At 53.6% G+C, this 26,995-nt stretch carries 21 protein-coding genes and 1 tRNA gene; 12 read left to right on the forward strand and 10 right to left on the reverse strand.

Annotated features, from left to right (window positions below; translation table 11 throughout):
• Window positions 1–4: 4 nt before the first annotated feature.
• Window positions 5–1,225 carry an arginine deiminase gene (arcA, locus tag ACHH0Z_RS19570; RefSeq protein ID WP_008501384.1) on the reverse strand — a complete coding sequence of 407 codons (1,221 nt, stop codon included), beginning with the start codon at window positions 1,223–1,225 and terminating at the stop codon, window positions 5–7.
• A gap of 675 nt (window positions 1,226–1,900) precedes the next feature.
• Here arcA and ACHH0Z_RS19575 point away from each other — a divergent pair.
• From ACHH0Z_RS19575 to ACHH0Z_RS19595, 5 genes are all read left to right on the forward strand, one after another.
• Window positions 1,901–2,353 carry a YhcH/YjgK/YiaL family protein gene (locus tag ACHH0Z_RS19575; RefSeq protein ID WP_045408225.1) on the forward strand — a complete coding sequence of 151 codons (453 nt, stop codon included), beginning with the start codon at window positions 1,901–1,903 and terminating at the stop codon, window positions 2,351–2,353.
• 244 nt (window positions 2,354–2,597) lie between these two features.
• Window positions 2,598–3,506 (forward strand): 2-keto-3-deoxygluconate aldolase, encoded by a 909-nt coding sequence (yagE, locus tag ACHH0Z_RS19580; protein ID WP_045408189.1) that lies wholly within the window; start codon window positions 2,598–2,600, stop codon window positions 3,504–3,506.
• A 14-nt stretch (window positions 3,507–3,520) separates the two neighbouring features.
• Window positions 3,521–5,488: a xylonate dehydratase YagF gene (yagF, locus tag ACHH0Z_RS19585; RefSeq protein ID WP_045408192.1), complete on the forward strand. Its 1,968-nt coding sequence runs from the start codon at window positions 3,521–3,523 to the stop codon at window positions 5,486–5,488.
• Window positions 5,489–5,714: 226 nt separating this feature from the next.
• Window positions 5,715–7,097, forward strand: a complete 1,383-nt coding sequence (locus ACHH0Z_RS19590) for an MFS transporter (protein WP_023293405.1) — start codon at window positions 5,715–5,717, stop codon at window positions 7,095–7,097.
• 11 nt (window positions 7,098–7,108) lie between these two features.
• Complete coding sequence (locus tag ACHH0Z_RS19595) at window positions 7,109–8,719, forward strand: glycoside hydrolase family 43 protein (protein ID WP_045408194.1); 1,611 nt, start codon at window positions 7,109–7,111, stop codon at window positions 8,717–8,719.
• A 4-nt stretch (window positions 8,720–8,723) separates the two neighbouring features.
• On the opposite strand, the gene xynR is transcribed toward ACHH0Z_RS19595, so the two are convergent.
• The 3 genes from xynR to ACHH0Z_RS19610 all read right to left on the reverse strand — a co-directional run bounded on the left by xynR (window position 8,724) and on the right by ACHH0Z_RS19610 (window position 10,743).
• The gene (gene xynR / locus ACHH0Z_RS19600) at window positions 8,724–9,482 is read right to left on the reverse strand and encodes a DNA-binding transcriptional repressor XynR (protein ID WP_045408196.1); all 759 of its coding nucleotides are present in this window, start codon (window positions 9,480–9,482) and stop codon (window positions 8,724–8,726) included.
• A 191-nt stretch (window positions 9,483–9,673) separates the two neighbouring features.
• A complete protein-coding gene (gene argF, locus ACHH0Z_RS19605; protein WP_032675854.1) occupies window positions 9,674–10,678 on the reverse strand; it encodes an ornithine carbamoyltransferase in 1,005 nt (334 codons plus the stop codon).
• Window positions 10,648–10,743 carry a hypothetical protein gene (locus ACHH0Z_RS19610; protein WP_213014347.1) on the reverse strand — a complete coding sequence of 32 codons (96 nt, stop codon included), beginning with the start codon at window positions 10,741–10,743 and terminating at the stop codon, window positions 10,648–10,650. The genes argF and ACHH0Z_RS19610 overlap by 31 nt, the downstream gene beginning before the upstream one ends.
• Window positions 10,744–10,842: 99 nt before the next feature.
• On the opposite strand from ACHH0Z_RS19610, the gene rraB reads away from it, so the two are divergent.
• The 7 genes from rraB (at window position 10,843) to ACHH0Z_RS19645 (ending at window position 15,439) form a co-directional block, all read left to right on the forward strand.
• A complete protein-coding gene (rraB, locus tag ACHH0Z_RS19615; RefSeq protein WP_008501374.1) occupies window positions 10,843–11,268 on the forward strand; it encodes a ribonuclease E inhibitor RraB in 426 nt (141 codons plus the stop codon).
• A 46-nt stretch (window positions 11,269–11,314) separates the two neighbouring features.
• Window positions 11,315–12,073 carry a tRNA isopentenyl-2-thiomethyl-A-37 hydroxylase MiaE gene (gene miaE, locus ACHH0Z_RS19620; RefSeq protein WP_045408198.1) on the forward strand — a complete coding sequence of 253 codons (759 nt, stop codon included), beginning with the start codon at window positions 11,315–11,317 and terminating at the stop codon, window positions 12,071–12,073.
• 30 nt (window positions 12,074–12,103) lie between these two features.
• Window positions 12,104–12,835 (forward strand): topoisomerase II, encoded by a 732-nt coding sequence (locus ACHH0Z_RS19625; RefSeq protein ID WP_045408200.1) that lies wholly within the window; start codon window positions 12,104–12,106, stop codon window positions 12,833–12,835.
• Between the two features lie 106 nt (window positions 12,836–12,941).
• Window positions 12,942–13,026: transfer RNA gene (locus ACHH0Z_RS19630), tRNA-Leu, on the forward strand.
• Between the two features lie 508 nt (window positions 13,027–13,534).
• Window positions 13,535–14,137: a hypothetical protein gene (locus ACHH0Z_RS19635; protein ID WP_239519671.1), complete on the forward strand. Its 603-nt coding sequence runs from the start codon at window positions 13,535–13,537 to the stop codon at window positions 14,135–14,137.
• 81 nt (window positions 14,138–14,218) lie between these two features.
• Window positions 14,219–14,989: a DUF3800 domain-containing protein gene (locus tag ACHH0Z_RS19640; RefSeq protein ID WP_001547062.1), complete on the forward strand. Its 771-nt coding sequence runs from the start codon at window positions 14,219–14,221 to the stop codon at window positions 14,987–14,989.
• Window positions 14,990–15,028: 39 nt separating this feature from the next.
• Complete coding sequence (locus ACHH0Z_RS19645; RefSeq protein ID WP_045408201.1) at window positions 15,029–15,439, forward strand: hypothetical protein; 411 nt, start codon at window positions 15,029–15,031, stop codon at window positions 15,437–15,439.
• A 596-nt stretch (window positions 15,440–16,035) separates the two neighbouring features.
• Here the strand turns inward: ACHH0Z_RS19645 and ACHH0Z_RS19650 are convergent.
• The 6 genes from ACHH0Z_RS19650 to ACHH0Z_RS19675 form a co-directional block, all read right to left on the reverse strand.
• Window positions 16,036–18,759, reverse strand: coding sequence for a DEAD/DEAH box helicase (locus ACHH0Z_RS19650; protein WP_045408204.1), 2,724 nt, complete (start codon window positions 18,757–18,759; stop codon window positions 16,036–16,038).
• Between the two features lie 11 nt (window positions 18,760–18,770).
• On the reverse strand, window positions 18,771–19,277 hold the full coding sequence (locus ACHH0Z_RS19655; protein ID WP_045408207.1) for a hypothetical protein: 507 nt from the start codon (window positions 19,275–19,277) through the stop codon (window positions 18,771–18,773).
• Window positions 19,274–22,537, reverse strand: coding sequence for a site-specific DNA-methyltransferase (locus ACHH0Z_RS19660; RefSeq protein ID WP_045408209.1), 3,264 nt, complete (start codon window positions 22,535–22,537; stop codon window positions 19,274–19,276). Before ACHH0Z_RS19660 ends, ACHH0Z_RS19655 begins: the two co-directional genes overlap by 4 nt.
• Window positions 22,538–22,576: 39 nt before the next feature.
• The gene (locus tag ACHH0Z_RS19665; RefSeq protein ID WP_045408212.1) at window positions 22,577–23,575 is read right to left on the reverse strand and encodes a hypothetical protein; all 999 of its coding nucleotides are present in this window, start codon (window positions 23,573–23,575) and stop codon (window positions 22,577–22,579) included.
• 17 nt (window positions 23,576–23,592) lie between these two features.
• Complete coding sequence (locus ACHH0Z_RS19670) at window positions 23,593–26,274, reverse strand: hypothetical protein (protein ID WP_045408218.1); 2,682 nt, start codon at window positions 26,272–26,274, stop codon at window positions 23,593–23,595.
• 77 nt (window positions 26,275–26,351) lie between these two features.
• Window positions 26,352–26,471: a helix-turn-helix domain-containing protein gene (locus tag ACHH0Z_RS19675; RefSeq protein WP_072050661.1), complete on the reverse strand. Its 120-nt coding sequence runs from the start codon at window positions 26,469–26,471 to the stop codon at window positions 26,352–26,354.
• Between the last annotated feature and the right edge of the window lie 524 nt (window positions 26,472–26,995).

Consider the following 26,995-nt stretch of genomic DNA (forward strand, 5'->3'; position numbering starts at 1 on the left):
TCCTTTAAATTCCGTCGCGTTCCAGCGGGCAGCTCATGCAGCGCGCGCCGCCGCGGCCGCGTCCGAGTTCGTCGCCCGGGATGGGCAGTACGGTGATACCCGCTTTGTCGTACTTCTCGTTGGTCCAGACGTTGCGCTCGTAGCCGATCACCACGCCGGGGCGGATGGTCAGCACGTTGTTGGCGTCGTTCCACTGCTCGCGTTCGGCCTCAAAGGCGTCGCCGCCGGTGGTGATCAGGCGTACCTGGTTAATGCCGAGCGCTTTCTCGATGGCGTGCAGCAGGTCGGTTTCCTGCGTGCGCAGCAGGCCGCCGCGTCCGTCCGGGGTGAGCGTCCAGCACTGGGCGTCTTTGCGCACCACTTCCGGGTAGACGGAGAAGGTATCCACGTCGATGTGGGTCATGACGGTGTCGAGGTGCATGCAGGAGCGGTGTTTTGGCAGCTCAACGGCAATCACGCGCTCGGCCTGACGGTGTTTGAACAGGCTGTTGGCGAGGAACTCCACGCCCTGCGGGGTGGTGCGTTCAGACATGCCGATCAATACCGCACCGCGGCCAATGACTAATACGTCGCCGCCTTCTAAAGTGGCGTGGTCGTAATTAATATTCTCGTCGCCGAAATACTTAATAAAATCGCCGTCGGCGAACGCCGGGTGCCAGCGATATATTGCCCGCAGGTTATTGGTTTCACGCTGACGCGCCGGTTTGGCCATTGGGTTAATAGAGACGCCGTTATAGATCCAGCAGGAGGTATCGCGGGTAAATAAATGGTTCGGCAGTGGCTTCATAATAAAATCATTCGCCGTGTGGGTATCCACCACCATATTTTTAATGGCTGCCGGAATTTCACCGTAGGTTAATCCGCCGCTTAATCTGCGCGCCAGTTCCCGGTGCGGCATATCCGCCAGCCAGCCGCGTACGTCGCCAGCAAAGGTTGGGCCGAGGCGGTAATCAGAGATTTGCGTCTCCAGCAGCCAGGCTTTCGCCTCAGCGATATCAAGGGTTTGTGTCAGCAGGTCGGTCAGCAGCAGGACTTCCACCCCCTGCTCACGCAGCGTGTTGGCGAAGATGTCATGCTCCTCACCCGCCCGCTCAACCGAGAGCACGTCATCGAAAAGCAGCTCCTGACAGTTTGATGGCGTTAAGCGTTTCAGACTTAAATTTGGGCGGTGCAGCATAACGCTACGCAATTGACCAATTTCAGAACCGACGTAATGCTTTTCCATAATTATTCCTTTAACTGTTTTTCAGAATAAAAAGGGCATGCGCCATGTCATGTATTTAATTGCATGGCGGCTAAGCTCAATTGATTTCGTGGTTCATACTAGGCAGTTAAATAATCCGTATTGTGATGTTGCTCACGCGAAAATGGATATTAAGCGGTTTGTTTTCATTTGCATGATTCGCATCAGATAATGATTAATTGGCTATTCTGGCGAGGTGAATAGCTAAGCACTATCCGTTGTCATTATTTGCAGTTGTTAGTGTTTTGTAGAATTTCATGCTTTGAAATATTTTGTTAAGCCATTGATTTTAATTGTTTTTAAAGGCGGAAGGGAATGGCTATGCAATATTGCTAATTAACTATTTTTGGCTTAAGGAAAATCAATAAATATTTATTGAATTTAATAGCAAATTATCAAAGTGATAAAATGTGAAGCGGTAGCGAGTTTTGTTGTTAAGGCCTGACGATCAATGAGTTAGCGCAAGGGCGGGATAACGAAGAGCTGAAGATATGCATAATGACTGCATAAATGCCTGCGAGGGCTTAACAGCAAATTAACACCATTCCCGATAAACATGCGTTCGCGCAAAACCCGTCTAAAAAGCGCTGGTATGGCAGCCAGGATTCTCGTATAAAAGATAAAAATGAAACGTTGTTTTATATCGAGGGTTTTCTGATGATTATCGGCAACATCCACCATCTGCACTCCTGGCTGCCTGACGAACTGCGACAGGCCATTGAGCACGTTAAATCTCACGTCACCGACGCGACGCCGCTCGGCAAGCACGACATCAACGGCAACAGCCTGTTTTATCTGGTCTCCGAAGATACAACCCAGCCGTTCGCCGAGCGTCGCGCCGAGTACCACGCGCGCTATCTGGATATTCAGATCGTGATGAAGGGTCAGGAAGGGATGACCTTCAGCACCCTGCCGCCCGGCACGCCGGACACCGACTGGCTGGCGGATAAAGACATCGCCTTCCTGCCGGAAGGCGGGCAGGAGAAAACCGTGGTGCTGAGCGAAGGGGATTTTGTGGTGTTCTGGCCGGGTGAGGTGCATAAGCCGCTGTGCGCGGTGGGGGCACCTGCTAAGGTCAGGAAAGTGGTGGTGAAGATGCTTGTAGAGTAACCCTTACCCCTCACCCTAACCCTCTCCCCACAGGGGAGAGGGGACTGCTCCGAGCCGTCTTTTCCCCCTCGCCCCATTGGGGAGAGGGCCGGGGTGAGGGGGACAATATGTGATCCAGCTTAAATTTCCCGCACTCCCTCTCCATCTCTCATTTACCTGCGCTTTTCCTGCGTCATAGTATGATCGTTAATTTATCGAACGATGTTCTATAATGTAGAACAAAATGATTCAGCAAGGAGATCTCATGCCGCAGTCCGCGTTGTTTACGGGAATCATTCCCCCTGTCTCCACCATTTTTACCGCCGACGGCCAGCTCGATAAGCCGGGCACCGCCGCGCTGATCGACGATCTCATCAAAGCAGGCGTTGACGGCCTGTTCTTCCTGGGCAGCGGCGGCGAGTTTTCCCAGCTCGGCGCCGAAGAGCGTAAAACCATTGCCCAATTTGCGATCGATCATGTCGATCGTCGCGTGCCGGTCCTGATCGGCACCGGCGGCACCAACGCCCGTGAAACCATTGCGCTCAGCCAGCACGCGCAGCAGGCGGGGGCGGACGGCATCGTGGTGATCAACCCTTACTACTGGAAAGTGTCGGAAGCGAACCTGATCCGCTATTTCGAGCAGGTGGCGGACAGCGTCACGCTGCCGGTGATGCTCTATAACTTCCCGGCGCTGACCGGGCAGGATCTGACCCCGCCGCTGGTCAAAACCCTGGCCGACTCGCGCAGCAACATCGTCGGCATCAAAGACACCATCGATTCCGTGGCCCACCTGCGCAGCATGATCCACACCGTCAAAGCCGCCCATCCGCACTTCACGGTGCTGTGCGGCTACGACGATCATCTCTTTAATACCCTGCTGCTCGGCGGCGACGGGGCGATCTCGGCCAGCGGCAACTTTGCCCCACAGGTGTCGGTGAATCTTCTGAAAGCCTGGCGGGATAAAGACGTGGCGAAAGCGGCTGAGTATCATCAGACCCTGCTGCAAATTCCGCAGATGTATCAGCTGGATACGCCGTTTGTGAACGTCATTAAAGAGGCGATTGTGCTCTGTGGCCGCCCGATTTCCACGCACGTGCTGCCGCCTGCCTCTGCGCTGGACGAGCCGCGCAAGGCGCAGCTGAAAACCCTGCTGCAACAGCTCAAGCTCTGCTGAGCCGGACGATAACGATGACCATCGAGAAGATTTTCACCCCGCAGGACGATGCGTTTTATGCGGTGATCACCCACGCGGCGGGGCCGCAGGGCGCGCTGCCGCTGACCCCGCAGATGCTGATGGAATCCCCCAGCGGCAACCTGTTCGGCATGACGCAGAACGCCGGGATGGGCTGGGATGCCAACAAGCTGACCGGCAAAGAGGTGCTAATTATCGGCACTCAGGGCGGCATTCGCGCCGGGGACGGACGCCCGGTTGCGCTGGGCTACCACACCGGCCACTGGGAGATCGGCATGCAGATGCAGGCGGCGGCGAAGGAGATCACCCGCAACGGCGGGATTCCGTTTGCGGCCTTCGTCAGCGATCCGTGCGACGGGCGCTCTCAGGGCACGCACGGCATGTTCGACTCCCTGCCGTACCGTAACGACGCGGCGATCGTGTTTCGCCGCCTGATCCGTTCCCTCCCGACGCGCCGGGCGGTGATCGGCGTCGCGACCTGCGATAAAGGGCTGCCCGCCACCATGATTGCCCTGGCCTCGATGCACGACCTGCCGACCATTCTGGTGCCGGGCGGGGCGACGCTGCCGCCGACCGTGGGGGAAGACGCGGGCAAGGTGCAGACCATCGGCGCGCGCTTTGCCAACCACGAACTCTCATTGCAAGAGGCCGCCGAGCTTGGCTGTCGCGCCTGCGCCTCGCCGGGCGGCGGGTGTCAGTTCCTCGGCACGGCGGGCACCTCGCAGGTGGTGGCCGAAGCGCTGGGCCTGGCGCTGCCGCACTCCGCGCTGGCCCCGTCCGGGCAGGCGGTGTGGCTGGAGATCGCCCGCCAGTCGGCGCGGGCGGTGAGCGAGCTGGATAACCGCGGCATCACCACGCGCGATATCCTCACCGACAAAGCCATCGAAAACGCCATGGTGATCCACGCGGCGTTCGGCGGCTCCACCAATTTACTGCTGCACATCCCGGCCATCGCCCACGCGGCGGGCTGCACGATCCCAGACGTAGAGCACTGGACGCGCGTCAACCGCAGGGTGCCGCGCCTGGTCAGCGTGCTGCCCAACGGCCCGGACTATCACCCGACCGTGCGCGCCTTCCTCGCGGGCGGCGTGCCGGAGGTGATGCTCCACCTGCGCGATCTCGGTCTGCTGCACCTGGACGCCATGACCGTCACCGGCCAGACGGTGGGCGAGAACCTCGACTGGTGGCAGGCCTCCGAGCGCCGTGAGCGCTTCCGCCAGTGCCTGCGCGAGCAGGATGGCGTGGATCCGGATGACGTGATCCTGCCGCCGGAGAAGGCAAAAGCGAAAGGGCTGACCTCAACGGTTTGCTTCCCGACGGGCAACATCGCGCCGGAAGGCTCGGTGATCAAGGCCACGGCGATCGACCCGTCGGTCGTCGGTGAAGATGGCGTTTACCGCCACACCGGCCGGGCGCGGGTGTTTGTCTCGGAAGCGCAGGCGATCAAGGCCATCAAGCGGGAAGAGATCAAGCAGGGCGATATCATGGTGGTGATCGGCGGCGGGCCGTCCGGCACCGGCATGGAAGAGACCTACCAGCTCACCTCCGCGCTCAAACATATCTCGTGGGGCAAGACGGTGTCGCTCATCACCGATGCGCGCTTCTCCGGCGTGTCGACGGGCGCCTGCTTCGGCCACGTGTCGCCGGAGGCGCTGGCGGGCGGGCCGATTGGCAAGCTGCGCGATAACGACATCATCGAGATAGCCGTCGACCGGCTGACGTTAACGGGCAGCGTGAACTTTATCGGCACCGCGGACAACCCGCTGACGCCGGAGGAGGGGGCACGCGAGCTGGCAATGCGGCAGACGCACCCGGACCTGCACGCCCACGACTTTTTGCCGGACGATACCCGCCTGTGGGCAGCATTACAGTCGGTCAGCGGCGGCACCTGGAAAGGCTGTATTTATGACACCGATAAAATTATCGAGGTAATTAACGCCGGTAAAAAAGCGCTCGGCATTTAATTATTTCATTAGATAAAACCGTCTGCGGGAAATATTCCGCGGGCGGTTTTTGCGTGTCTTTATTTTATCAATTTAAACAATAAGTTGTGATATATCGTTGGCGTCACAAAAGCAAAATAACGTAATTCAGAAATAAGATATGACCATTGCTGGTTAATTGAACAGCTCATTACACTCCATTAACACGATGTTGTAATTCAGCACACTACATAAGGGTGTAATTCTGATGACGCAATTAACCATGAAAGACAAAATTGGCTACGGGCTGGGTGACACCGCCTGCGGCTTCGTCTGGCAGGCTACCATGTTCCTGCTGGCCTATTTTTACACCGACGTCTTCGGCCTGTCGGCGGGCATTATGGGGACGCTGTTTTTAATCTCCCGCGTGCTCGACGCCGTGACCGACCCGCTGATGGGGCTGCTGGTCGACCGCACCCGCACGCGGCACGGCCAGTTCCGCCCGTTCCTGCTGTGGGGCGCCATCCCGTTTGGCATCGTCTGCGTGCTGACCTTCTACACGCCGGACTTCTCCGCGCAGGGCAAAATCATCTACGCCTGCGTGACCTACATTCTCCTGACCCTGGTCTACACCTTCGTTAACGTGCCGTACTGTGCCATGCCGGGCGTCATTACCGCCGACCCGAAAGAGCGTCACGCCCTGCAGTCGTGGCGTTTCTTCCTGGCGGCGGCGGGCTCGCTTGCCATTAGCGGCATCGCGCTGCCGCTGGTGAGCATCATCGGCAAAGGGGACGAGCAGGTGGGCTATTTCGGCGCCATGTGCGTGCTGGGGCTGACCGGCGTGGTGCTGCTCTACGTCTGCTTCTTTACCACCAAAGAGCGCTACACCTTTGAGGTGCAGCCGGGCTCGTCGGTGGCGAAAGATCTCAAGCTGCTGCTCGGCAACGGCCAGTGGCGGATCATGTGCGCGTTCAAGATGATGGCGACCTGTTCCAACGTGGTGCGCGGCGGGGCGACGCTCTACTTCGTCAAATACGTGATGGATCACCCGGAGATGGCGACCCAGTTTTTACTCTACGGCAGCCTCGCCACCATGTTTGGCTCGCTCTGCTCCTCCCGTCTGCTGGGCCGCTTCGATCGCGTCACCGCCTTCAAGTGGATCATCGTCGCCTACTCGCTGATCAGCCTGCTGATTTTCGTCACCCCGGCGGAGCATATCGCCCTGATTTTCGCCCTCAACATCCTGTTCCTGTTCGTCTTTAACACCACCACGCCGCTGCAGTGGCTGATGGCCTCTGACGTGGTGGACTACGAGGAGAGCCGCAGCGGGCGCCGCCTCGACGGCCTGGTGTTCTCCACCTACCTGTTCAGCCTGAAGATTGGCCTGGCGATTGGCGGGGCGGTGGTGGGCTGGATCCTGGCGTACGTGAACTACTCCGCCAGCAGCAGCGTGCAGCCGGTGGAGGTGCTGACCACCATCAAAATTCTGTTCTGCGTGGTGCCGGTGGTGCTCTACGCAGGCATGTTCATCATGCTGTCGTTCTACAAGCTCACCGACGCTCGAGTGGAGGCCATCAGCCAGCAGCTGATCAAGCACCGCGCGGCGCAGGGCGAGGCCGTTCCCGACGCCGCGACAGCCGCATCCCATTAACCGGAGGCAATATGGAAATCACCAACCCAATACTCACCGGCTTCAACCCGGACCCGTCTTTGTGCCGCCAGGGCGAGGACTACTACATCGCCACCTCGACCTTCGAGTGGTTCCCGGGCGTGCGCATCTACCACTCCCGCGACCTGAAAAACTGGTCGCTGGTCAGCACGCCGCTGGACCGCGTGTCGATGCTGGACATGAAGGGCAACCCGGACTCCGGCGGCATCTGGGCGCCGTGCCTGAGCTACGCCGACGGCAGGTTCTGGCTGCTCTACACCGACGTGAAGATTGTCGACTCGCCGTGGAAAAACGGCCGCAACTTCCTGGTTACCGCGCCGTCCATCGAGGGACCGTGGAGCGAGCCGATCCCGATGGGCAACGGCGGGTTTGACCCGTCCCTGTTCCACGACGACGATGGCCGCAAATATTACCTGTATCGCCCGTGGGGGCCGCGCCACCACAGCAACCCGCACAACACCATCGTGTTGCAGGCGTTTGACCCGCAGACCGGCACGCTCTCGCCGGAGCGCAAAACCCTGTTTACCGGCACGCCGCTCTGCTACACCGAAGGCGCGCACCTGTATCGCCACGCGGGATGGTACTACCTGATGGTCGCCGAAGGGGGCACCAGCTACGAGCATGCCGTCGTGGTGCTGCGTTCCAAAAACATCGACGGACCGTACGAGCTGCACCCGGAGGTGACGATGATGACCAGCTGGCACCTGCCGGAGAACCCGCTGCAGAAGAGCGGCCACGGCTCGCTGCTGCAGACCCACACCGGGGAGTGGTACATGGCCTACCTCACCAGCCGCCCGCTGCGTCTGCCCGGCGTGCCGCTGCTGGCCTTCGGCGGGCGCGGCTACTGCCCGCTGGGGCGCGAGACCGGCATCGCCCGCATTGAGTGGCGCGACGGCTGGCCGTACGTGGAAGGCGGCAAGCACGCGCAGCTGACCGTGAAAGGCCCACAGGTGGCGGAACAGCCTGCAGCCGTTCATAACGGCTGGCGGGACGATTTCGACGCCAGTTCGCTCGACCCGGAACTGCAGACCCTGCGCATTCCGTTCGACGACACCCTCGGCTCGCTCACCGCGCGCCCCGGCTATTTACGGCTCTACGGCAACGACTCGCTCAACTCGACCTTCACCCAGTCGACCGTGGCGCGCCGCTGGCAGCACTTCGCTTTCCGGGCCGAGACGCGGATGCAGTTCTCGCCGGTCCACTTCCAGCAGAGCGCGGGGCTGACCTGCTACTACAACAGCAAAAACTGGAGCTACTGCTTTGTGGACTACGAGGAGGGGCAGGGGAGAACGATTAAGGTGATCCAGCTCGACCACAACGTGCCGTCATGGCCGCTGCACGAGCAGCCCATTCCGGTGCCGGAACAGGCGGAGAGCGTCTGGCTGCGCGTGGACGTGGATACGCTGGTCTACCGCTACAGCTACTCGTTCGACGGCGAAACGTGGCACACCGTGCCGGTGACGTATGAGGCGTGGAAGCTGTCGGACGACTACATTGGCGGGCGCGGCTTCTTTACTGGCGCGTTTGTGGGGCTGCACTGCGAGGACATCAGCGGCGACGGCTGCCACGCGGACTTCGACTACTTCACCTACGAGCCGGCCTAACGGCTCAGGCCGGGTAGCCCAGCGCGCGTGAAAGCTGAAGCCCGGCCTGCTGAAGCTGCTCGCGGAAGTTAGCCAGCTCAGCGTCGTCCACGCGCGAGGCCAGGGTCGACAGGCTCAGGGCGGCAATCACGCGGGACTCGTGGTTCCACACCGGCACCGCCACGCAGCGCACGCCCTGCTCGTTCTCTTCGCTATCCAGGGCATAGCCCTGCTCGCGGGTCTGCGCCAGGGCGCTTATTAGGGCTTCGCGAGAGGAGAGAGTGGCGGGAGTAAAGGTGGTGTACTGATAGCCCTCCAGCAGGGCGTTCAGCTCGGTCTCGCCCAGCCAGGCAATCAACACCTTGCCGATGGCGGTGGCGTGAACCGGCAGGCGGCGGCCAATGCGCGAATAGGCGATGGCGGCCAGCTTGCCTTCAATCTTCTCGATATAAACCCCTTCACGCCCGTCCAGGATCCCCAGATGGGTGGTCTGCCCGGTACGCTGGGACAGCTCCGTCAGCCAGCCTTTCGCCTTCTGCCGAATATCCATCGAGCCCACGACAAAATGGCCGCGCTCGACCAGCTTCATGCCGAGGCGATATTTGCCGTTCTCCGGGTTCTGATCGATATAGCCATGAAGCTGCAGGGTTTTCAGCAGCGAGTGGAGAGTACTTTTGCTCAGCCCCATCAGTTTGCTGATGTCGGTGATCTTAAGCTCGGTGGCCTGCTCGTTGAACAGGTCGAGGATCTGCAACGCACGTTCAACAGACTGAATAATCGGCATAATGCTGGTATGTCCACGCTGGAATTAAGGCGAAAACGTACCTTTTTCGGGGTGAAAAATCAATGAAATGGAGCTGGCCTGATCCGCCCGGCGGCGCTACGCTTGCACGGGCCTACGGGTTGTGTAGGCCGGGTAAGCGCAGCGCCACCCGGCAAGAAGAGCGCACCGAATCAATAAAGTGGGAGAAAGGATCACTCCCCAAGCGTCGCCACCATCACCGCCTTAATCGTATGCATCCGGTTTTCCGCCTGGTCGAACACGATGCTCGCCGCCGACTCAAACACCTCGTCCGTCACTTCCATCCCGCCGTGCAGGTCGAACTCTTTCGCCATCTGCTTGCCGAGCGTGGTCTGGTCGTCATGGAACGCCGGCAGACAGTGCAGGAACTTCACGTCCGGGTTGCCGGTCAGCGCCATCATCTGCGCGTTCACCTGATACCCGCGCAGCAGCGCAATCCGCTCCGCCCACTTCTCTTTGGCTTCGCCCATCGACACCCACACGTCTGTATAGATAAAGTCCGCGCCCTTCACGCCCGCCGCCACGTCTTCCGTCAGGGTGATTTTACCGCCGTGCTTCTCCGCCAGCGCGCTGCACTCCGCCACCAGGCTCTCTTCCGGCCAGCAGGCCTTCGGGGCCACCAGGCGCAGATCCAGCCCGGTCAGCGCCGCCGCTTCCAGCATCGAGTTGCCCATGTTGTTGCGCGCGTCGCCCGCGTAAACCAGCGTCATCTCGTTAAACGCCTTGCCCGGCAGGTGCTCCTGCATGGTCAGCAGGTCCGCCAGCAGCTGCGTCGGGTGGAACTCGTTGGTCAGCCCGTTCCACACCGGCACGCCCGCATACTGCGCCAGCGTTTCGACCACTTCCTGGCCGTGGCCGCGATACTGAATGCCGTCGTACATCCGCCCGAGCACGCGCGCGGTGTCCTTAATTGACTCTTTATGCCCAATCTGGCTGCCGCTCGGCCCTAAATAGGTAACGCGCGCGCCCTGGTCAAATGCGGCAACTTCGAAAGAGCAACGTGTACGGGTCGAGTCTTTTTCGAAGATGAGCGCGATGTTTTTACCGGTAAGCTTTTGTACTTCCTTGCCCTTTTTCTTATCGGCTTTGAGCTGTGCGGCAAGGGTCAGCAGAGAAGTGAACTGTGCAGGGGTAAAGTCGAGCAATTTCAGAAAGTGTTTCTTGTACAAATCAGACATTTTATCCTCACATGGCGAACGCCACTTATTGAATTAAAATTCACTTTATATGTGTAATTATTCATTTGCAACCCCGTTTCACAAATCTTTCCAACAAAGGTGGAGGCAAACCCGTCCGTGTGTGAAAATAGAAGTATCTGCCGCACTTTAAAGAGGATTGAGCCATGGCAAACCCGGAATTACTGGAAGAGCAACGCGAAGAGACGCGTCTGATTATTGAAGAGCTGCTGGAAGACGGTAGCGATCCGGACGCGCTGTACACCATCGAGCACCATTTCTCTGCGGATGATTTCGACGCGCTGGAAAAAATGGCCGTGGAAGCCTTTAAGCTGGGTTACGAAGTGACCGAGCCGGAAGAGCTGGAAGTGGAAGAGGGCGACACCGTCATCTGCTGCGACATCCTGAGCGAAGGCGCGCTGAAGGCGGAGCTAATCGACGCGCAGGTAGAACAGCTGATGAACCTGGCCGAGAAGTTTGATGTGGAATACGACGGCTGGGGAACCTACTTCGAAGATCCGAACGGTGAAGACGGCGAAGAAGGCGACGACGAAGATTACGTCGACGAAGACGACGACGGCGTGCGTCACTAAGTGATTCAGGCGGTGGCCCGCGCCACCGCTTTTTCAAGGCAGAACCATGGATTACCCGCAGATACTCGCCCCCATACTTAACTTCCTCCAGTGCCCGACCCCGCAAGCATGGATTGATAAAGCCCGCGACCCGGCGAACCTGCCGCTGCTGCTCACCGACCACATGGTGTGCGAGCTCAAGGCCGCCCAGACCGCGCTGCTGCTGGTGCGTAAATACGTCGCCGACGAAAGCGGTGCCGACGCGCTGCTCGACTGGCTCAAACCCTACGAACAGTTCACCTTCCGCGACGGCCCGGAGCCGGACTTCATCGCCCTGCATAAGCAGATCGGCAAAAGCGTGATGCCCAAAACCGACGACCCGTGGGGCCAGGCGCTCATCGACAGCATGGTGCTGCTGATTAAAGAGGAGCTGCACCACTTCTGGCAGGTGCGCGAGGCGATGCTGGCCCGCGACATTCCGTACGTCAAAATCACCGCCAGCCGCTACGCCAAAGGGATGCTGAAGGAAGTGCGCACCCACGAACCGCTGACGCTGATCGACAAGCTCATCTGCGGCGCCTACATCGAAGCCCGCTCCTGTGAACGCTTCGCCGCGCTGGCTCCGTTCCTCGACGACGACCTGCAGAAGTTCTATCTCTCGCTGCTGCGCTCGGAAGCGCGCCACTATCAGGACTACCTGACGCTGGCCCAGCAGGTGAGCGACGACGATATCTCACCGCGCATACAGCTTTTTGGCGAAATTGAAGCCACACTTACCTCGACACCGGACAACGAGTTTCGCTTCCACAGCGGCGTGCCGGTGTAAACCGGCATAGCGAAAGGATAAGGATGCGAGATGAATAAAACGTGGACCCGTATTGTGATTGTCGTCATTGCGGCTGCCGCCGTGGCGTTCTGGGTGTACTTCGACAAACAGCGTATGCAGCGCACCCCTGAACAGCAGCTTGATACCACCCTCAACACGATGCCCGCCTGGCAGGTGATAAAAGAGCAGGAACCCGCGTTCCAGAAACGCATCCGCGAGCAGATCCTCACCATGCAGAAAGCGGGCGAGTCTGAACAGCACATCATCGACGTCATCCAGCCGCAGATTTTGACCCTGCAGATGTCGCGCCTGCAGCACGCCCCGGACGCCAACGTGGTGGATTATATGAAGGCCAACATGGAGCAGACCGCCGCCATCCAGAAGGTGAGCGACGACGCCTGTTTCCGCTTCCTCTACCCGGCGGTGAAAGGGGGCGTTAACCCGATGCGGGTGCTGGATAAAGAGATGATGGCGCGGCGCATGCAGGCCGACGCCGACATGATGCGCGCGGCCTACGGCAAAAACCGCCACACCGTGACACCGGCAGAACGCGAGGCGGCTGTCGAGGATGTGCGGCCGATTATGAAGGCACTTGCCGACAAGTACGGCGAGGACATCCAGCTGCTGCAGATGCCGGAGAAAGCGGCGGGCAAAGAGAAGCTCTCCTGCGATATGGTGCAGGAGATGTGGGCCAAAGTGCTGGCGCTGCCGGAGAAGAAGGCGGCGAGGGTGATTCGGCTGGCGGTGTCTGAGCTGGAGTGACAAAGGGCGCTGGTTTTTTGGGCACTTAGCGCGGGTTTCGCGCGTCGTCGCTTGCATGGCGGCGCGCGACAGGTATAATCCACAACGTTTCCGCATCCCCTTCAGTGCCGAAGTGGCGAAATCGGTAGACGCAGTTGATTCAAAATCAACCGTAGAAATACGTGCCGGTTCGAGTCCGGCCTTCGGCACCAAGTCACTAAATCCCTTACAATACAGTTATTTAGACGATTAAATCTGTCTCTTTTGCCTGTAAGAAATGCTCTGTTATGTCCCTTGAAAAAGCCGCTGTGGTTGATAGTGGTAATTGGGATGTTAACTCATAGCGGCGTGTCGTTCCAAGCGTCAAACACGTACTGACTCAACTTGAAAGCTATGACGTAGCCACCGTCTCTAAACAATCCCAAAAACTTTTAGTGCAGCGCATTTTAGCCCGATGCCCCCGTTCTGTCGCCGTCGCGAGACGCCGCAGGGGATAAACAGGTTTATGGTGGTCACGGTACTTGCAGACCATATGCAAGCTCTGCCAGCGGTTCGGCCTCGCTCCCCTTGGGTACATGGTCATCCTGATAAGCCTCACTAACTGACACAACCCTGATGAAGTCGCCAGAGGCTCCGCTTGTTGTCTTACCACCAACGGGGCTAATGGTTTGCAATGGCTAAATGTATGGAATCATGTATGTGATAGCTTTGGTACACTGCATGAAAACGGGTACTGCTGGATGGAACACGATGCGCGCACAGGAAGGGCTTAAAGCCATTTACGAAGCCAGATGCTCAAGGTACGAGAAGCACCTGCACGTTGGTATGGATACCACCTCAATCATACTGAAAGGGCATCTTTTCGTTGAGGAATTACTTTTTGATATTCTGAAATTGCATTGCCGGGATAGCGGCCCGATTGAGAATATTAAGCTCGGCTTTAGCCATAAGCTAAACCTAGTGCATGCTATGTTTGGATCTCATTTACCGGGCATGGAATTCCCCAAAAATGTTTGGGCTGCTTTGGATAAATTGAACAAGTTGCGGAATTCACTGGCACATAACATTGACTCTCCAAGAGCTGCCGAAGTCTTCAAGTCCTTTGTTTCATCGTACAGCCAATTGGTTGGCAAAGAGGTGAAGGTTAGCATCACTGATGAAATTCCGGGGATAGACCGCAAGCTCGGACTGGAGTTGATTGGTATCATTATGTATTTGCTCGGATTCTTAGGGTGCTTGCATGGTATAGCCTATCTCAACCCACCACTCATGTACGGCAGTGAAATCCCAGTTACGATACCCAACAAGATTGAGCACGAGTGACAGTAAGCTGACAAAGCAAGACATTGCTTGCCGCTTGGGTTGGACATAAAATATCCATTAAATTAATAGTGGGTATTATGCATGGAATACGTGGCCTTTGGTGATGAGAGTGGTACGACAGGGAGTGACCGCTGTTACGGCATTGGTTTGCTGTGTGTGCGTAAAGACACGCTGCACATCTTCAATGAGCGAGTCCAGAAGCTGAAAGACAAGTACGGCATTGTCGGTGAGTTGAAGTGGTCGAAGATTAAGAACAGTGCGGGGCAGGCAAACATCTGCATTGAGCTGCTGGCAATGGTGCTCAAGAACTCATGCTGCTTTCACTCGATTATCGTTGTGAAGAATATGTACAACAACTGGCAGACGGACAGGGAGCTGGCTTTCTACCAAACGTACACAATGCTCGTTAAGAACGTTGCTAAGCAGATTAAGAGTGACGTTGAAGTCATCATTGACCAGAAAATTGATAAGTACAAAAAGAATGATGAGGTGACGGGCATTGTTGCTAACCATATGCTGGCTAGAGCAGGGATGAAGAAGCTGGTTAAGTCTGTGACGATGCACGACTCTAAGCACCATCTGGGATTGCAGGTTGTGGACATCCTGACTGGGGCAGTGAACTCCGGGTACTTGAAGTACCTGAATCCAAGGTTAGAACTGTCAGTGGCTAAAGAGCTTGCCTTTGAGCGGATGGCTGCCCTGCTTGGTTGGGATGTGTTTCATTACGATACGTTCCCGAATAAGGATTTCAATATTTGGCACTTCCCGCAAGAGATGCGAGCTATGCCGGGTTCCAAGAGTATTCGTCCAGATTACAGCGTTCCGCTGGTTAAGCGGGAAGAGCTGGCCTAACCTACCCTTATCGCAAGCTAGATCTGAGTGGAAAATTTGATGAGTTACGATGACCTAGACCCCGCAACAAGACGCGTCTTGCAGCAAGCGGAGTACATGAGAAGCAATGAGGCCAAACTAGCGCAGATTGCCCTGATAAAGCATCACAAAGCTTATATGGACTGGAGAACAGACAGAGGGGATTTTGGCGACCCTTGCCCGAGTACGAAAGAGGCCAGACTTGAACTTTTGTGGACGCGTCAGAATATGCTGGGGCATAAGACGCTGAATGTGTTGGGGTTCTCTTTCGAACAATTGTATGAAGACCTAGACAGTGCGCTATCAGATGCGATAGCGGCAAGAGATGGGGTTGCGAGGGAATGGGCGGCTGTGTCTGATGTGGCTGAACTGAATGCTTTATGGGAGTGGTTCCGAGAGAGATTGCCTGATGACTATGTATCGCCGTATTAGAAATAGAGTGTGGCCTTACCTCAAAAGATGTTAGCAATCCGCATCCCAAGCGGCTCTCCGGGGCTTGTGCGCATGAAGTAATGCGGTTGTACTGGGTATGTGCGCACAACCCTCTACAAGCCGCATTCTACCGTTAGCCTATAGCTGAATCCCCGGCTTGAAAAATTGCACGCTTACGGTTGCCCCTCCCTCAACTGTATAGCTCGCCCGCGCCCCCGTGCGCATGTGCGTGCCCGCGCGTCAGGGGTCGCTGAGAAAACCCTAAGATTTTGCTCATCCGAGACAACCGTTGCAGGCGCGTGTTGCCGAGGGCACACAAGCCAGTGCTTGATGGCGTCATCAATCGTTCGTTTGTTGGTACCAACTTTAGTATGAATGGATTCCAGAAATCAGTATTTTTCCGGTAACTATTAATACTTGCTTGCCAGAAAACTACCGGTGACGCTTCACCCGTAAACTTCACCACTGATTGCGATGGCTTTAGGCTAGGTTTTCTCCGCATTACAGGCTATTTCCATTTTGTCCATAGGTTAGGATCTGACTGGTGACAAAAGCTCAATTTTGTAACCAGCTGTTCCGAAACGATTTTCATCAAATCAACCACATGCTAAACCGATCAGCTTGGCTGAATACGACTGCTCAGGTTTCACTATATTCCGGTGATGAAGTTCACGCTCCAAGACGGCTTCAATTTTATGCGAATCTACTCCGTGAGCGCTGTTCTTCCCTTTAGCTTTAAACACGGTATCTATTTGCTTTTCTAAATGAGGTATTCGGTTACCATCTCCATCGACAGCAAGTTTCATGATAGAGTGAATGTTATGTCCTTTTTCGTTGGCAGCCCTTACTTCCCACACAGAAACGGTTTCACCAGAATTCAGCTCACTGGAATAGAAACTAAGGTATTCAGGATCAAGATTGCGGTATTTATCGAGCAGTTCTGCAAACAATGGGTGATCCAAACCAACCAGATGCAATTTTTCTGAATTGGTTGCTTCTTCCCGATCCGTGGTAAATAGCATTTGTTCGAAACCATCTTTTACCAATGCAAATTGCTTTTGTCCGCGAATCTCAATGGATTCGCCTTCGTATGGTAACGCCTTCTGCATAAACCTGATCAGGTCATCTATGGATTTCCCGGTATCTGAAAGTGGTGCATAGTCATCCAAACTGAAACCATCCAGATCCTGGAATAGTTCGAATACCGCATCCTTGGCATGGCGGGCATTATCCATGGCCGCCTCAAGCTCCAGCCGGGTACGCTTCAGCTCAGGGTCTTGCAGTGCCTGCGAGTAAAGTTGCTGATAGTTAACCTGCTCCGATAATTGGCCGAGGATCTGTGATCGAAGATCTTCTTCCACCTGACCCTTCTCATCCACTTTGCCAAGCGCCTTGGCAATCTCCTTCAGCTTTTCATCAAGCAGCAGGAAAATGCGGCCTTCAATAGTGTCACCCAGAACGAGGTTATACACCTGTGCCGTATCATGCTGCCCATAGCGGTGAATACGGCCAATGCGCTGTTCCATATCCATTGGATTCCACGGCAGGTCAAAGTTAAACAGCACCCGTGCATGTTGCAGGTTGATACCTTCCCGACCGGCTGCTGTACAGATCATCACACGAGGGCCATTTGCTTGCTTGAAGCGCTTTTCCGCCGCGAGCTTACTTCCGTGATCGCCACCTTTCAGCACAACAACGCCTTGGCCTGGGTATGCCTTTTCAATCTGCTCACCCAACATTTCCACCGTACCCAGATAGGTGGCAAATATCACAATGCGTTCCTCTGGGTTTTGCTGCCACAGCACACCCAAAGCTCCAATGAGCTTATCTACTTTAGTTTCTCGGGCTGAAGGGAACAGCCCCAGTAGTTCTTTAATGCGGAACCGCTCTTCTGGTAGCGCGTAAGCCACAGCATCCATGGCCGCATCTTCAGCGGCGGCAGTTTCCAGCTCATCGGAAAAAGTATCGGATACAGCTGCCAACTGCTCTTCATTAATCTTTTTGAGCAGACGACGCTTGATGTCATTCAGTATGCGGTCGATCTCAAGGTCAGATAGACGATCATTACCAAGATCAAATTCGACGCGAATTTGTGCTTTTGCCTCGTTAAACGCAATGTCTCTGGCATCGATATCGAGATTCTCATCGTGCATTAAGCCTTCGTGAACAGTCAGGGCCAAAAGTCGTCGCCTCAAGGTGCGATGCACGGCAGCAAAGCTGGATGCTGCAATCTTTTGGAAGATCGTCATTACAAAGCCCAACGCAGTTCCTTTCCCGCCCTGCTTCTTGGCCAGAGCAAAACCGTCGCGCAAGTATTCATTCAAGGCGTTATAGAAATCGCGCTCTTGCTCTGACATCGAAAAAGCTTCGGTATGAACCCAGCGCCTAGCGAACAGCGTGGAACCATCAGCTTTGCAGGCATCGGCTTTGGTGCGGCGAAAAATAATCGGATTCAAGCGGTGACGTTCTTCCACCATCTCGGTTTCACTGGAAAACAACGTGGGGTCAAGTAAATCAATCAGCTTCCAGAAACGGAAATGATCGCCCTGGTGTGGTGTGGCTGACAGCAGAATCATATCTCTACTGTGGTCGCGCAAGGCTTCCGCCAGTTTGTAGTTCTGGGTTTTGCGCGTTTTGCCACCTTGCTTATATGCAGTACAGTGATGTGCTTCATCAAAAACGATTAAGTCCCAACGGGGTGCCTCGAGTATTTTCTTGATTCTCGCCGGGCGCTTTAAGGTGTCGATACTGGCAATAAGCAGATTATGCTTCGCAAACGCATTACTGCGGCGATCGCTGACATCGCCTTCGTGCCCGAAGACTTCAAAGTTTAAATTGAAAACTTCATTCAGCTCGCGATGCCAGTTGTTAACCAGACCCGCCGGAACAACCATCAACGCCCGGTTCAGCTCACCACGGCTGGCCAACTCCCTCAGAACCAATGCGGTTTCAATAGTTTTTCCTAACCCGACTTCATCGGCAATCAGAAAACGACGCGGGCTCGCACAGGCAACCCTATGAGTCAGCACCACCTGATGGGGTAGCAAATCAATCTTGGCCGAAGTCAGTGAGCTGGCTGAATCCTGAAGCGGCAATTCATGCGCCTTCCAGGAAAGCCACGCTTTCGTGTCGCTATCCGCATGTTTGCCAATACTGGCCACCACGCGCTCATTATGACTGAGTGCTGCCACCAAGGTGCTGAAAGGCACCTGCCGCTCACCTTGGGGAAAAAAGACACGGGCGTAACCGCCCGCAACTGAGATAACAACACCCAGGCCAAATTCATAATGACTGACACGTTCACCGGGTTGAAAATTCATGGCTACCCCTATTAACTGATCCGCTCTAGGTATAAACCCAGCCATTCGTTAGTTTTTCCACCAGAGGAGGATTCAATACGGCGCACATCTTTCTGTGCACCGTTCCAGATGCATTGCCCTAACGGAAACAACTGAGCATCGTATTTACCAGCCAGGCACCAGTGGTAGGTACTGGTGGTCAGATCTTCCTTCCAGCGGCCCTGATCTGGCATCCAGAAAATCAATGCCGCATCAGCATGGTTCTGGAAGTCGTAGATCATTTCGTAAATCTCTGACTCTAGCCATTCCAGTGCATCTCCTGGCGATAAAGCGTCTACTGCTACGTCTAACCCTGCGACGTATAAGCCATCATCATTTAGCAGTGGCATATCATCCGGCCAGCCCGCTTCGTAGTAGCTGATGAATTGACGAAGGCTGATAACTTGGCTAGCAGCATTTAGTTCAGCCAAAGTTTTGCCACACCAGAGCACTGAGATACCGCGTCGTTTCCATTTATCGTTGGTCAGAACATCGCTCATAGTTCATCTTCCATACCAAACAATGATATTTGTGCCTGCATAATCTGCTGATGATCTGCTTCCCATCTATTAAACAATTGCCTTGCCAAAGTACAGGCATTGCGCATAGAAGAGTCGGCTCCGTTGTGAACAAGCCAATCCAATAGGTTTCCTAATGCGGGGTGAGGCTTAAAGTCTTCATTCAGAATTTTCTTGGTGTTGATGCCGCTTTCCGGGTAACAGGCACCAACAAGCAACATTGCCTGATCGAAATCACGGCTCACACTGCGATTGCTGGCCATTCGTTCTTGCGCGAATTCTAGTGGCGAGCGCCAATGAAATGCCTTTGGACGAGTGGTTTCAGTGGCCCAGCCCAAAGCGACAAAAGTAGAAGGCGCTATACCACTACCGCGTAGGAATTTCTGCATCTGATCGCGTTCTACTGAGGGTTGGCGTGCAAAAATACGCAGAAATTGGCGGGTGTTTGGCTCACACACTACCGGGGTACCGCCCGATTCTGATTCTGATTGGTCATCTAGGATTTGGTTAATCCCTACCAACGCTTCGTTAACCGTGAATTCACGGCCTTCCTCAACATACACCTGGCCATAGTGGCGTGAGAAATATTCCAAAGCTTTACCGCGCTTGATGACCTGAATATCTGCTACTGGCAAACCTTTTGACTGGTGATGTTCTAACAAGCCTTGTAGCTGACGCACATCGGCGAGAATCTTGCGACGCAGGCGCGCCCAGCTGATTTTGCTGGGGGCTTCAGTACGCTTGCGGCATACATGGATGATGTCGTATTCAATAGTCTTGGAGCCAAACTCACCTTTCCCCTTGGTTTCATCGCTGCGAATAGGATAGGTTGCTTCCAGGTAATAGCCAGCGTCGAACAAGCTTTCTAACACATCAACCCATGGCTCATCTTCGCTGTGATGGAAGGTAAAAGCCAAAATGCCCCCCGGTTTCAACAGACGATTCGCCTCCCGCCAACATTCGGTCAGCAGACGCTTATAGAACGCATCTGGATCATCGGGATGGCGCGCTCTGTTAGAAACAGCTTCCAGCGTTTTTGGCGTGTATTCCCCTGCGTAAACCTCAGGGTATTTATCTTTCAACAACAGACGTAGCCACACATAGAAGAAATCAGCTAACTCAGCGTAGTGCAGTAGACCACCAAATGGTGGATCAGTAATTACGAGATCATACGATTGATCAACATACTGTTTTAATTCCGTCGATGAACCACAGGTTACTAAGGTACCCGGTAACACAGGGTCATTTGGCATGGTTTTGGAGCTTTTCCCGCTGACCAATTTGCCGATGTCGTCGGACATATTGCTCAGCATCTCGTTAGATACGGTTTCCCATGGCTGTTTGCACCATTCTAGACCTTTCAGAGTGTTTGCTCTGCATGATGCCCAATTCCCTCTCCCTAAATTAGAAAACACTGAATTCTCAATTACAGTGGATTTAGGGTGATAGTTATTATTGCTAAACATCGGCTCCATTTTGTCTGCATTGTTATTCCAAAAGCAAAACATATTCTGATTGCGCAGATACTGCTGAAATGCACCCAAAACTATTTCTTTACTGGTGTCACTGAATCCATAAGATGTATCGATAGCCTTGAGAATCTGTGCATGAATAAGAAGCTGAAGCGGGTTAAACATGGTGTTCCAGTGTGTAAAACCATGATTGGGAACGCCGCCTTGCAAGTGGTGTGTCATAAATCCATAAGGCAATTCAGACTCGGGCCAATAACCTCGCAAATCCGAGTTTTTCCTTTTTTGCCACTCAGATACTGCCAAATTTTGTCGCTTGGCAGCATTGCTGTCTGATGGAGCAAAGTAGCGGCCATTATAAGGTGCACCTGTTGCATCACGACCAGGTGAATAACACTGCAATACGTAAGCAGCCATTGGGCCTGTTTGTCCAGAAGCTTTGATGCTGTCGAGTACATCTTGCTGACGACCACAAGTGCTTTCCTGACAAGTGAAATTAGATTTCTTAGGAATGGTGCCTTGCTGAGTGTTTATTACCAAACCTGAATCCGGACAAATAATTTCTTCAGGCAATTTACCCCGCACTTCAAGCAGTTTCAGTGTTTTTGTTCTATGTAGATTCCAACGCTGCGTTGCTTCAACTTCGCTTAAGGAGGTGCCGCCAAATATTCCTGTATCGTCAGCATTTGAAGAACCTTTCAGCCAATCAGGATGAACAAGGAGAGACAAATCAATCTTTTTATTTTTACTTATCTTCTTAAGTAAATGCGGGGATTCGCCTTTTTGCGCCGCAGCTTCATCGCGATACGGATGCTGGCAATGAGGGCATTGGTAGTTGCCAACACTGTCCATGATGGCGTAAGGAGCTTCTGAATCGGTTACGACCAGCGGAACATTAGGAGCCATGCGGGCTTCATGGCGCTCAATATCAAAGCTTGATCCACAGTGTTGGCATTCGACATCTTGCCAAGTTTTAACCGATAGAGATTTGACCGCTACCACTGGGGATGTCATCAATGGAGTACGGTGACCGCATCCGGGGGCAGCACAAGGGCCGTGCTTAGCCCAGAAGGTATAAATGACCTCCGGGCCTTCGTATGCGTAATCTTTGCGCTCTTCAGGTGTCAGAGCCAGTGGATCAAAATCATTGCCCATGACTTTGCCTGTAGAACGCTGTGTCCATTTGCCTTTTTCGCCATCAGGGCCTTCACAGGCGTAAAACGGCATGATCTGGGGTTTTACTTCATGTTCGACGTGATCAAATAGCTTGTTCACCTCATCCAGATCGACATCAGCTAATTCGTTCTTTACAACCAGCCAGGCAACCGGGTTGAGATCGTTGCCGGTCATCTGCATGCCGAGCCGAGCACCTTCCACCAATGTAGTACCGCCTCCCATGAAAATATCAGCCACTTTCAATTTTCTGAACGCTTGGTTGTTCTGGTGATTGGCGTAATAGTTGTCCCAAACTAATTTAGCAGATTCTGATGGTTCATCGGGCGCTTTGGTAGCAGCCGCAATCAACATAGAGCGGAATACACTGGAACGGCGACGTGCCCACCACTTACTCATCTGATAGATTGGTTTGCCCGCATTACCTTCAATCTGCGCAATTTGGTTAATTGGCAGAATCGGAAAATCAATTTCAAGACAGGTTAAAGGGCGATTGGGGTCAGAAAAATCGACCGATTCCAGTTGTGCTTTTTTACCGGCACTAACGGCTTCTGCCACCAATTCTTCTGTCAGTTGTGCTTTCGTTTTGTTAGATGCCATAAAATTACTTATCCAAAGGCCAGCAAAGAATGCTGACCATTAATTATTCGGTTTCGACAGTTCGATAAAGGGTACAGCCACTTCTAGCAGGCTCAGCCCACCATGGGCAAGGCTTGGGTAGCCGCCTTGTGAACGCCATTTTTTGCGGCCCAGCACAATGTTCCAGTTGCCATGTTGCGTCGTCAGTACCTGAGATAATGGCGGAACCCAATGTTGTTCGGTTTTTGCGTCTTTTATTTCGTTATTACGGCCAGACTTAAATTGCCCTTTTAGATAGGCTTTTTGATCTTCCGGGTAAACATCAGGAAACAACGCAGGGTTTGAATACCCATGGTCAGCAGTAATAACCAGACGACGGCCTGTGGCAAGTTTGTCGATGAAAGCCCAGAATTCATCGCCAATTAATACAGCTGCGGCTTCTTTAGCCAACACCCGGTAACCAGCCCCCTGTTCAGCCAGGTGGTGCATACGTTCATCAGGCCAGTGATGCCAGAAGATAATGTTGGGATCAACCTTGATCAGGGATGCACAATCTACCCATGGCAGGTCGGTGGATTCTGTGAAGGCCTCAGGGAACGCAGCACTATGCCCCTGGTTGTTTTGCAATTTAGTACGCTGTCCAAACCCCATTGCTCTGGCAAACGGCGTGGTATCACCTGGTAGCTCAGAGGCTGTGGCGCCGGCACTGTGAATGGTGTAGCCCCGCCGCTGCGCACCTTCGATTATCCATGGCGCTTCGCGGAGCGATAACGCATCGAGAATCAGGATGGCTTTCGGTGTTGTATGACGTTGCCAGAATGCTTTCAGTGCATCTGCTGTTTTTGGTGATGCACTCTCGAATGACGCCCACAAATCCCATGCACTGCCTGCCAACACATCATCCAATGGTTTGATAGCTCTGTCCCGTTCGGTTGTTTTTGCATCCGCCAGATCCTGTCTGATAGGTTCCGCAAACAGGGGCCAGAGAGCCGAAAAAATTTTCGGCCATACTTCCTGTGCGGGCAGTCGGTGTATATCAGCGATCAGTGACTTATCCATATGCTTTCGCTCGTCGATTATTGTTCTTTATCCAGATCAAGAGAGTAAGTAACACCATCCGGTAAGTTTTTCAGCAGATGCTCTAATTGCGCTCCAGTGAGCTGTGAGGTGAATAATTTAACGTCCTTCACCTTACTGCCTTTTTTAATTCCCCATTGCTCAAGCTTGCCGAGCAGGCTCAGTGTCGAGGTATTTTGCGCACTGTGGTGAGCAACGATCCCCCCACTTGAAACAGCGAAAAGCGATCCTGGTGTTGGTGTGGCTCCGGATGCAGTGCTGCTATTGCCTGAGCCTACGGGTAGCTCGTTAACCCCACCGGTAGTGAATTCTTCTGGCATGCCGGGAACAGGCTGGACAGGGATTGAACCGCCTGAGCCTACAGAGCCTCCGGGCAGGTGCAGTGTTGTATCTTCCAAATCTTTACCGCTGCCCAGTTTTCCACGTACTCGCAACCAAGCATCTTCTGTGGTTTCTGAGGGCTTTTTCTCGTACAGACTGCCTTTGGCATTAATAGCAATTTTGCCTTCTGCACAAGCTCGGCCAATGCGCTCTTTAACGGCTGTTTCACCCAGCCAAGGAATGCTTTCTGCACCTTTTGGGGCTGGCTCTTTCAGCTGGTCGATGAGGTCAGCCACGCTGCGGCTATTCGTTGCGGCATCAAGCAGCATAGTGTCGAATTCTTCGGGAATAAACAGCTCGCTGCGGATTTTCTCATCCAGTTTTTCGAGGATCTGTAACCCTTCTGCGCCGTGCTGTGAAATCTCAAAATCGCATTGAGATGGGTCTGCGAAATTCCACACTACCAAGACTGCAAAACGATCAAAGCGGGATTGCAACTGCTCACGCAGTTCCTTCTGGTACTTCAGATGCAATTGAGCGTACTCACGCTCTGAGTTTTTCCAATCGCTTGCGAGATAAACTGCACGTGCTAATACCAGCATAGACTTGTCGTAAAAAATATCGCCAGTACCCACACGTGGCAGTAGAAAGCGCACGGTGTTTCTTGCTTTGGCCACATGGATCTTCAGCCATTCACCCAGCTCTTTGTTGCCCAGCGATGCTTTGGGCATAACAATCACTGGAATACGGTTATCCCAATGCTGAGGATGGTCTTTTTCTTCAATGTCCGACCATGGCGCAGTGCGCCACTGTTTCTTCAATACAATAGTTCGATAGATACTCGACTGATTGCCCTCTCCAACTAGGGCATAACGAATCTCTTTGGCAAGATGTTCTACATCTTCATCCTTTTGAAAGAGCTTGTCGTTTTTAGCATGTGCTAACAGCTTGGCCTGTGGATTCACCTCATTCTTGAACACCAAACGGTTGGCTTGGCGGTGAATGTTGAAGCTGTTGTCCTCAATTACTGCAAGCTCGGCGGCAAACAAGTTGTCATCTATCGCTTTGCGCTCAGTAATATCCAGCTGCAATTCTGACGGTTCAGCACCGGCATGATTTTCCAATGACAAAGAACGAAGCCAGAGAGCTGAAAGAATAGACTCAAGATGCGGCACCTGAGCAGTAGGTACCCCGTTTTTAACAGCTTCAAGATTGCGCAGTGCATTCTCACGCAAATCCCTATGCAGCTGACTTGCTACCGAATCCAGTAGTGAGGTAACGCCTGATTTTTCACTGGTTAAGCTGAAATTCGCTGGTGTGAGTATGGCCGTGTCGTCACCTGACTCCTTAAAGACATCCACCAGAATACGCAAGAGATCACGTGTCTCTTGAGTTTCGGTTGCGATAAGCACCTGATCATCCAGCAATTGCAGAAGCCTTGGCGAGTATGGCCAAGCCTCAATGAATTGCAGTCTGTGTTTTTCATGCTCAGAGCCTGAGATATGACTTAGACGCAGAAATTCATCCACGTGGGTTTTAATCAGAGAGGCAATGTCGGACTCTGGGATGTTCATCCTGTTTTCGAAAATCCGATAGAGCAACAAGCGCTGTCTGTCTCTTTTGGCTTCTGGCCCTTTAAAATCGATCCGCACTGGGTTTACGCGGAACAGCTGCTGTGCCGCGTCGGAGTTACCTTCGCGCACAGATACCACAAGCGTCAGAAGCTCAGGGTGCTTTTCAGATATTTCAGATAGGATTTGGATGAAGTTAAATGCCCAGGTCTTGCGTTTGAACTGGTTGGAGTTAGTTAAGCCTTCAAACCACGTCTGGAATTCATCCAGAATAAGGATGAATGGTTTATTCTCTGCCATTTCCAGAATCAGATCATAACTCGGCACCTCGGTACCGTGCACTTCCCACTTGGCTTTGATGATGTTGCCGTGTGGATGCTGGTCGAACAGAACATCCCATATATGCTTATAGCGTTGCAAATGCAAGCTTTCGGTAATGACATGCATGCCATACTGTAACTTAAGGTCAGCAATGTCTGGATTTTTCAGTCGGGTAGACCAGTCATTTAACCAGTTTACTGTTGCATCCTTATCCTGATGCATATGTGACAGTGCGGCCATAAGGTGTGATTTACCTTGGCCCCGCGCACCGATAATTACAACAGGCTCAGCCCGGCCAGCTTGTACAGCTTCCACAGTCTTGAGCATGTCGATTGAGGGATAAGTGATTTTCAGAAATTCACTTGCAGACTTATCGAGCGCACCAGTGCCATTCCGGTTATGCATTTCGATCATCGTTCCTTTGATACGACGACCAGAAAATTCCTCACGTAACTTCAGTCCTAGCATGGTTAGATCTCATTTTTACTTGATATTTGGTTGTGATGCTGCGCTATCCAGGTATCTATCTCTTCTTTCTTAAAATGTTACGAGATGCCTGCTTTGAACGCAGGTATCTTTGCTGCTGTGGCCATGTGATAGACAGTACGCTCGTTGAGCTTGAGGTACGACGCGACATCCTTGAGGGTCATTATTTGCTCACTCATGTTTGTTGTCCGTAGTGAGTACAATGTTTTGTCGGTATAGTACAAGGAGGTCTTCGTTTGTTCAAAATTATCTCTAAATGTCAAGGCTGTGCTTGCTTAATACCTAGCTCCATCGCTCTAGCTCCCGGACAGGGACATCGTAAAAATCTTGAGTAATGCAATTTTGGATAATAGATGAGACAACAATAACTCAGTACGTCGGGATTGTTAATCCGAGCAACATAGTAACATGCAATACACTGACTCCTCATGCTTACCATCATTACGGCACAAAATTCAGCTATGGCAAAGCGAGTGCGCTGTTGCGTTCTTTTGAGTCCGAAGAAAATAACTAAACCAGGGCATGCCCCTGGTTTAGTTATATCGACGTTATTTCTGCTCGGCTTTCAGGTGCGCGTGACCTGCTCCCCGTTGATTAGTACACCCCGATGTTAGTAATGTCTTCATAAGCCACATGAGGACATCCCCATGAAGAAGCGTTTTTCCGACGAACAGATCATCAGTATTCTCCGCGAAGCCGAAGC

Source organism: Enterobacter cloacae complex sp. 2024EL-00227 (assembly GCF_043945315.1).
Lineage (GTDB): Bacteria > Pseudomonadota > Gammaproteobacteria > Enterobacterales > Enterobacteriaceae > Enterobacter > Enterobacter roggenkampii.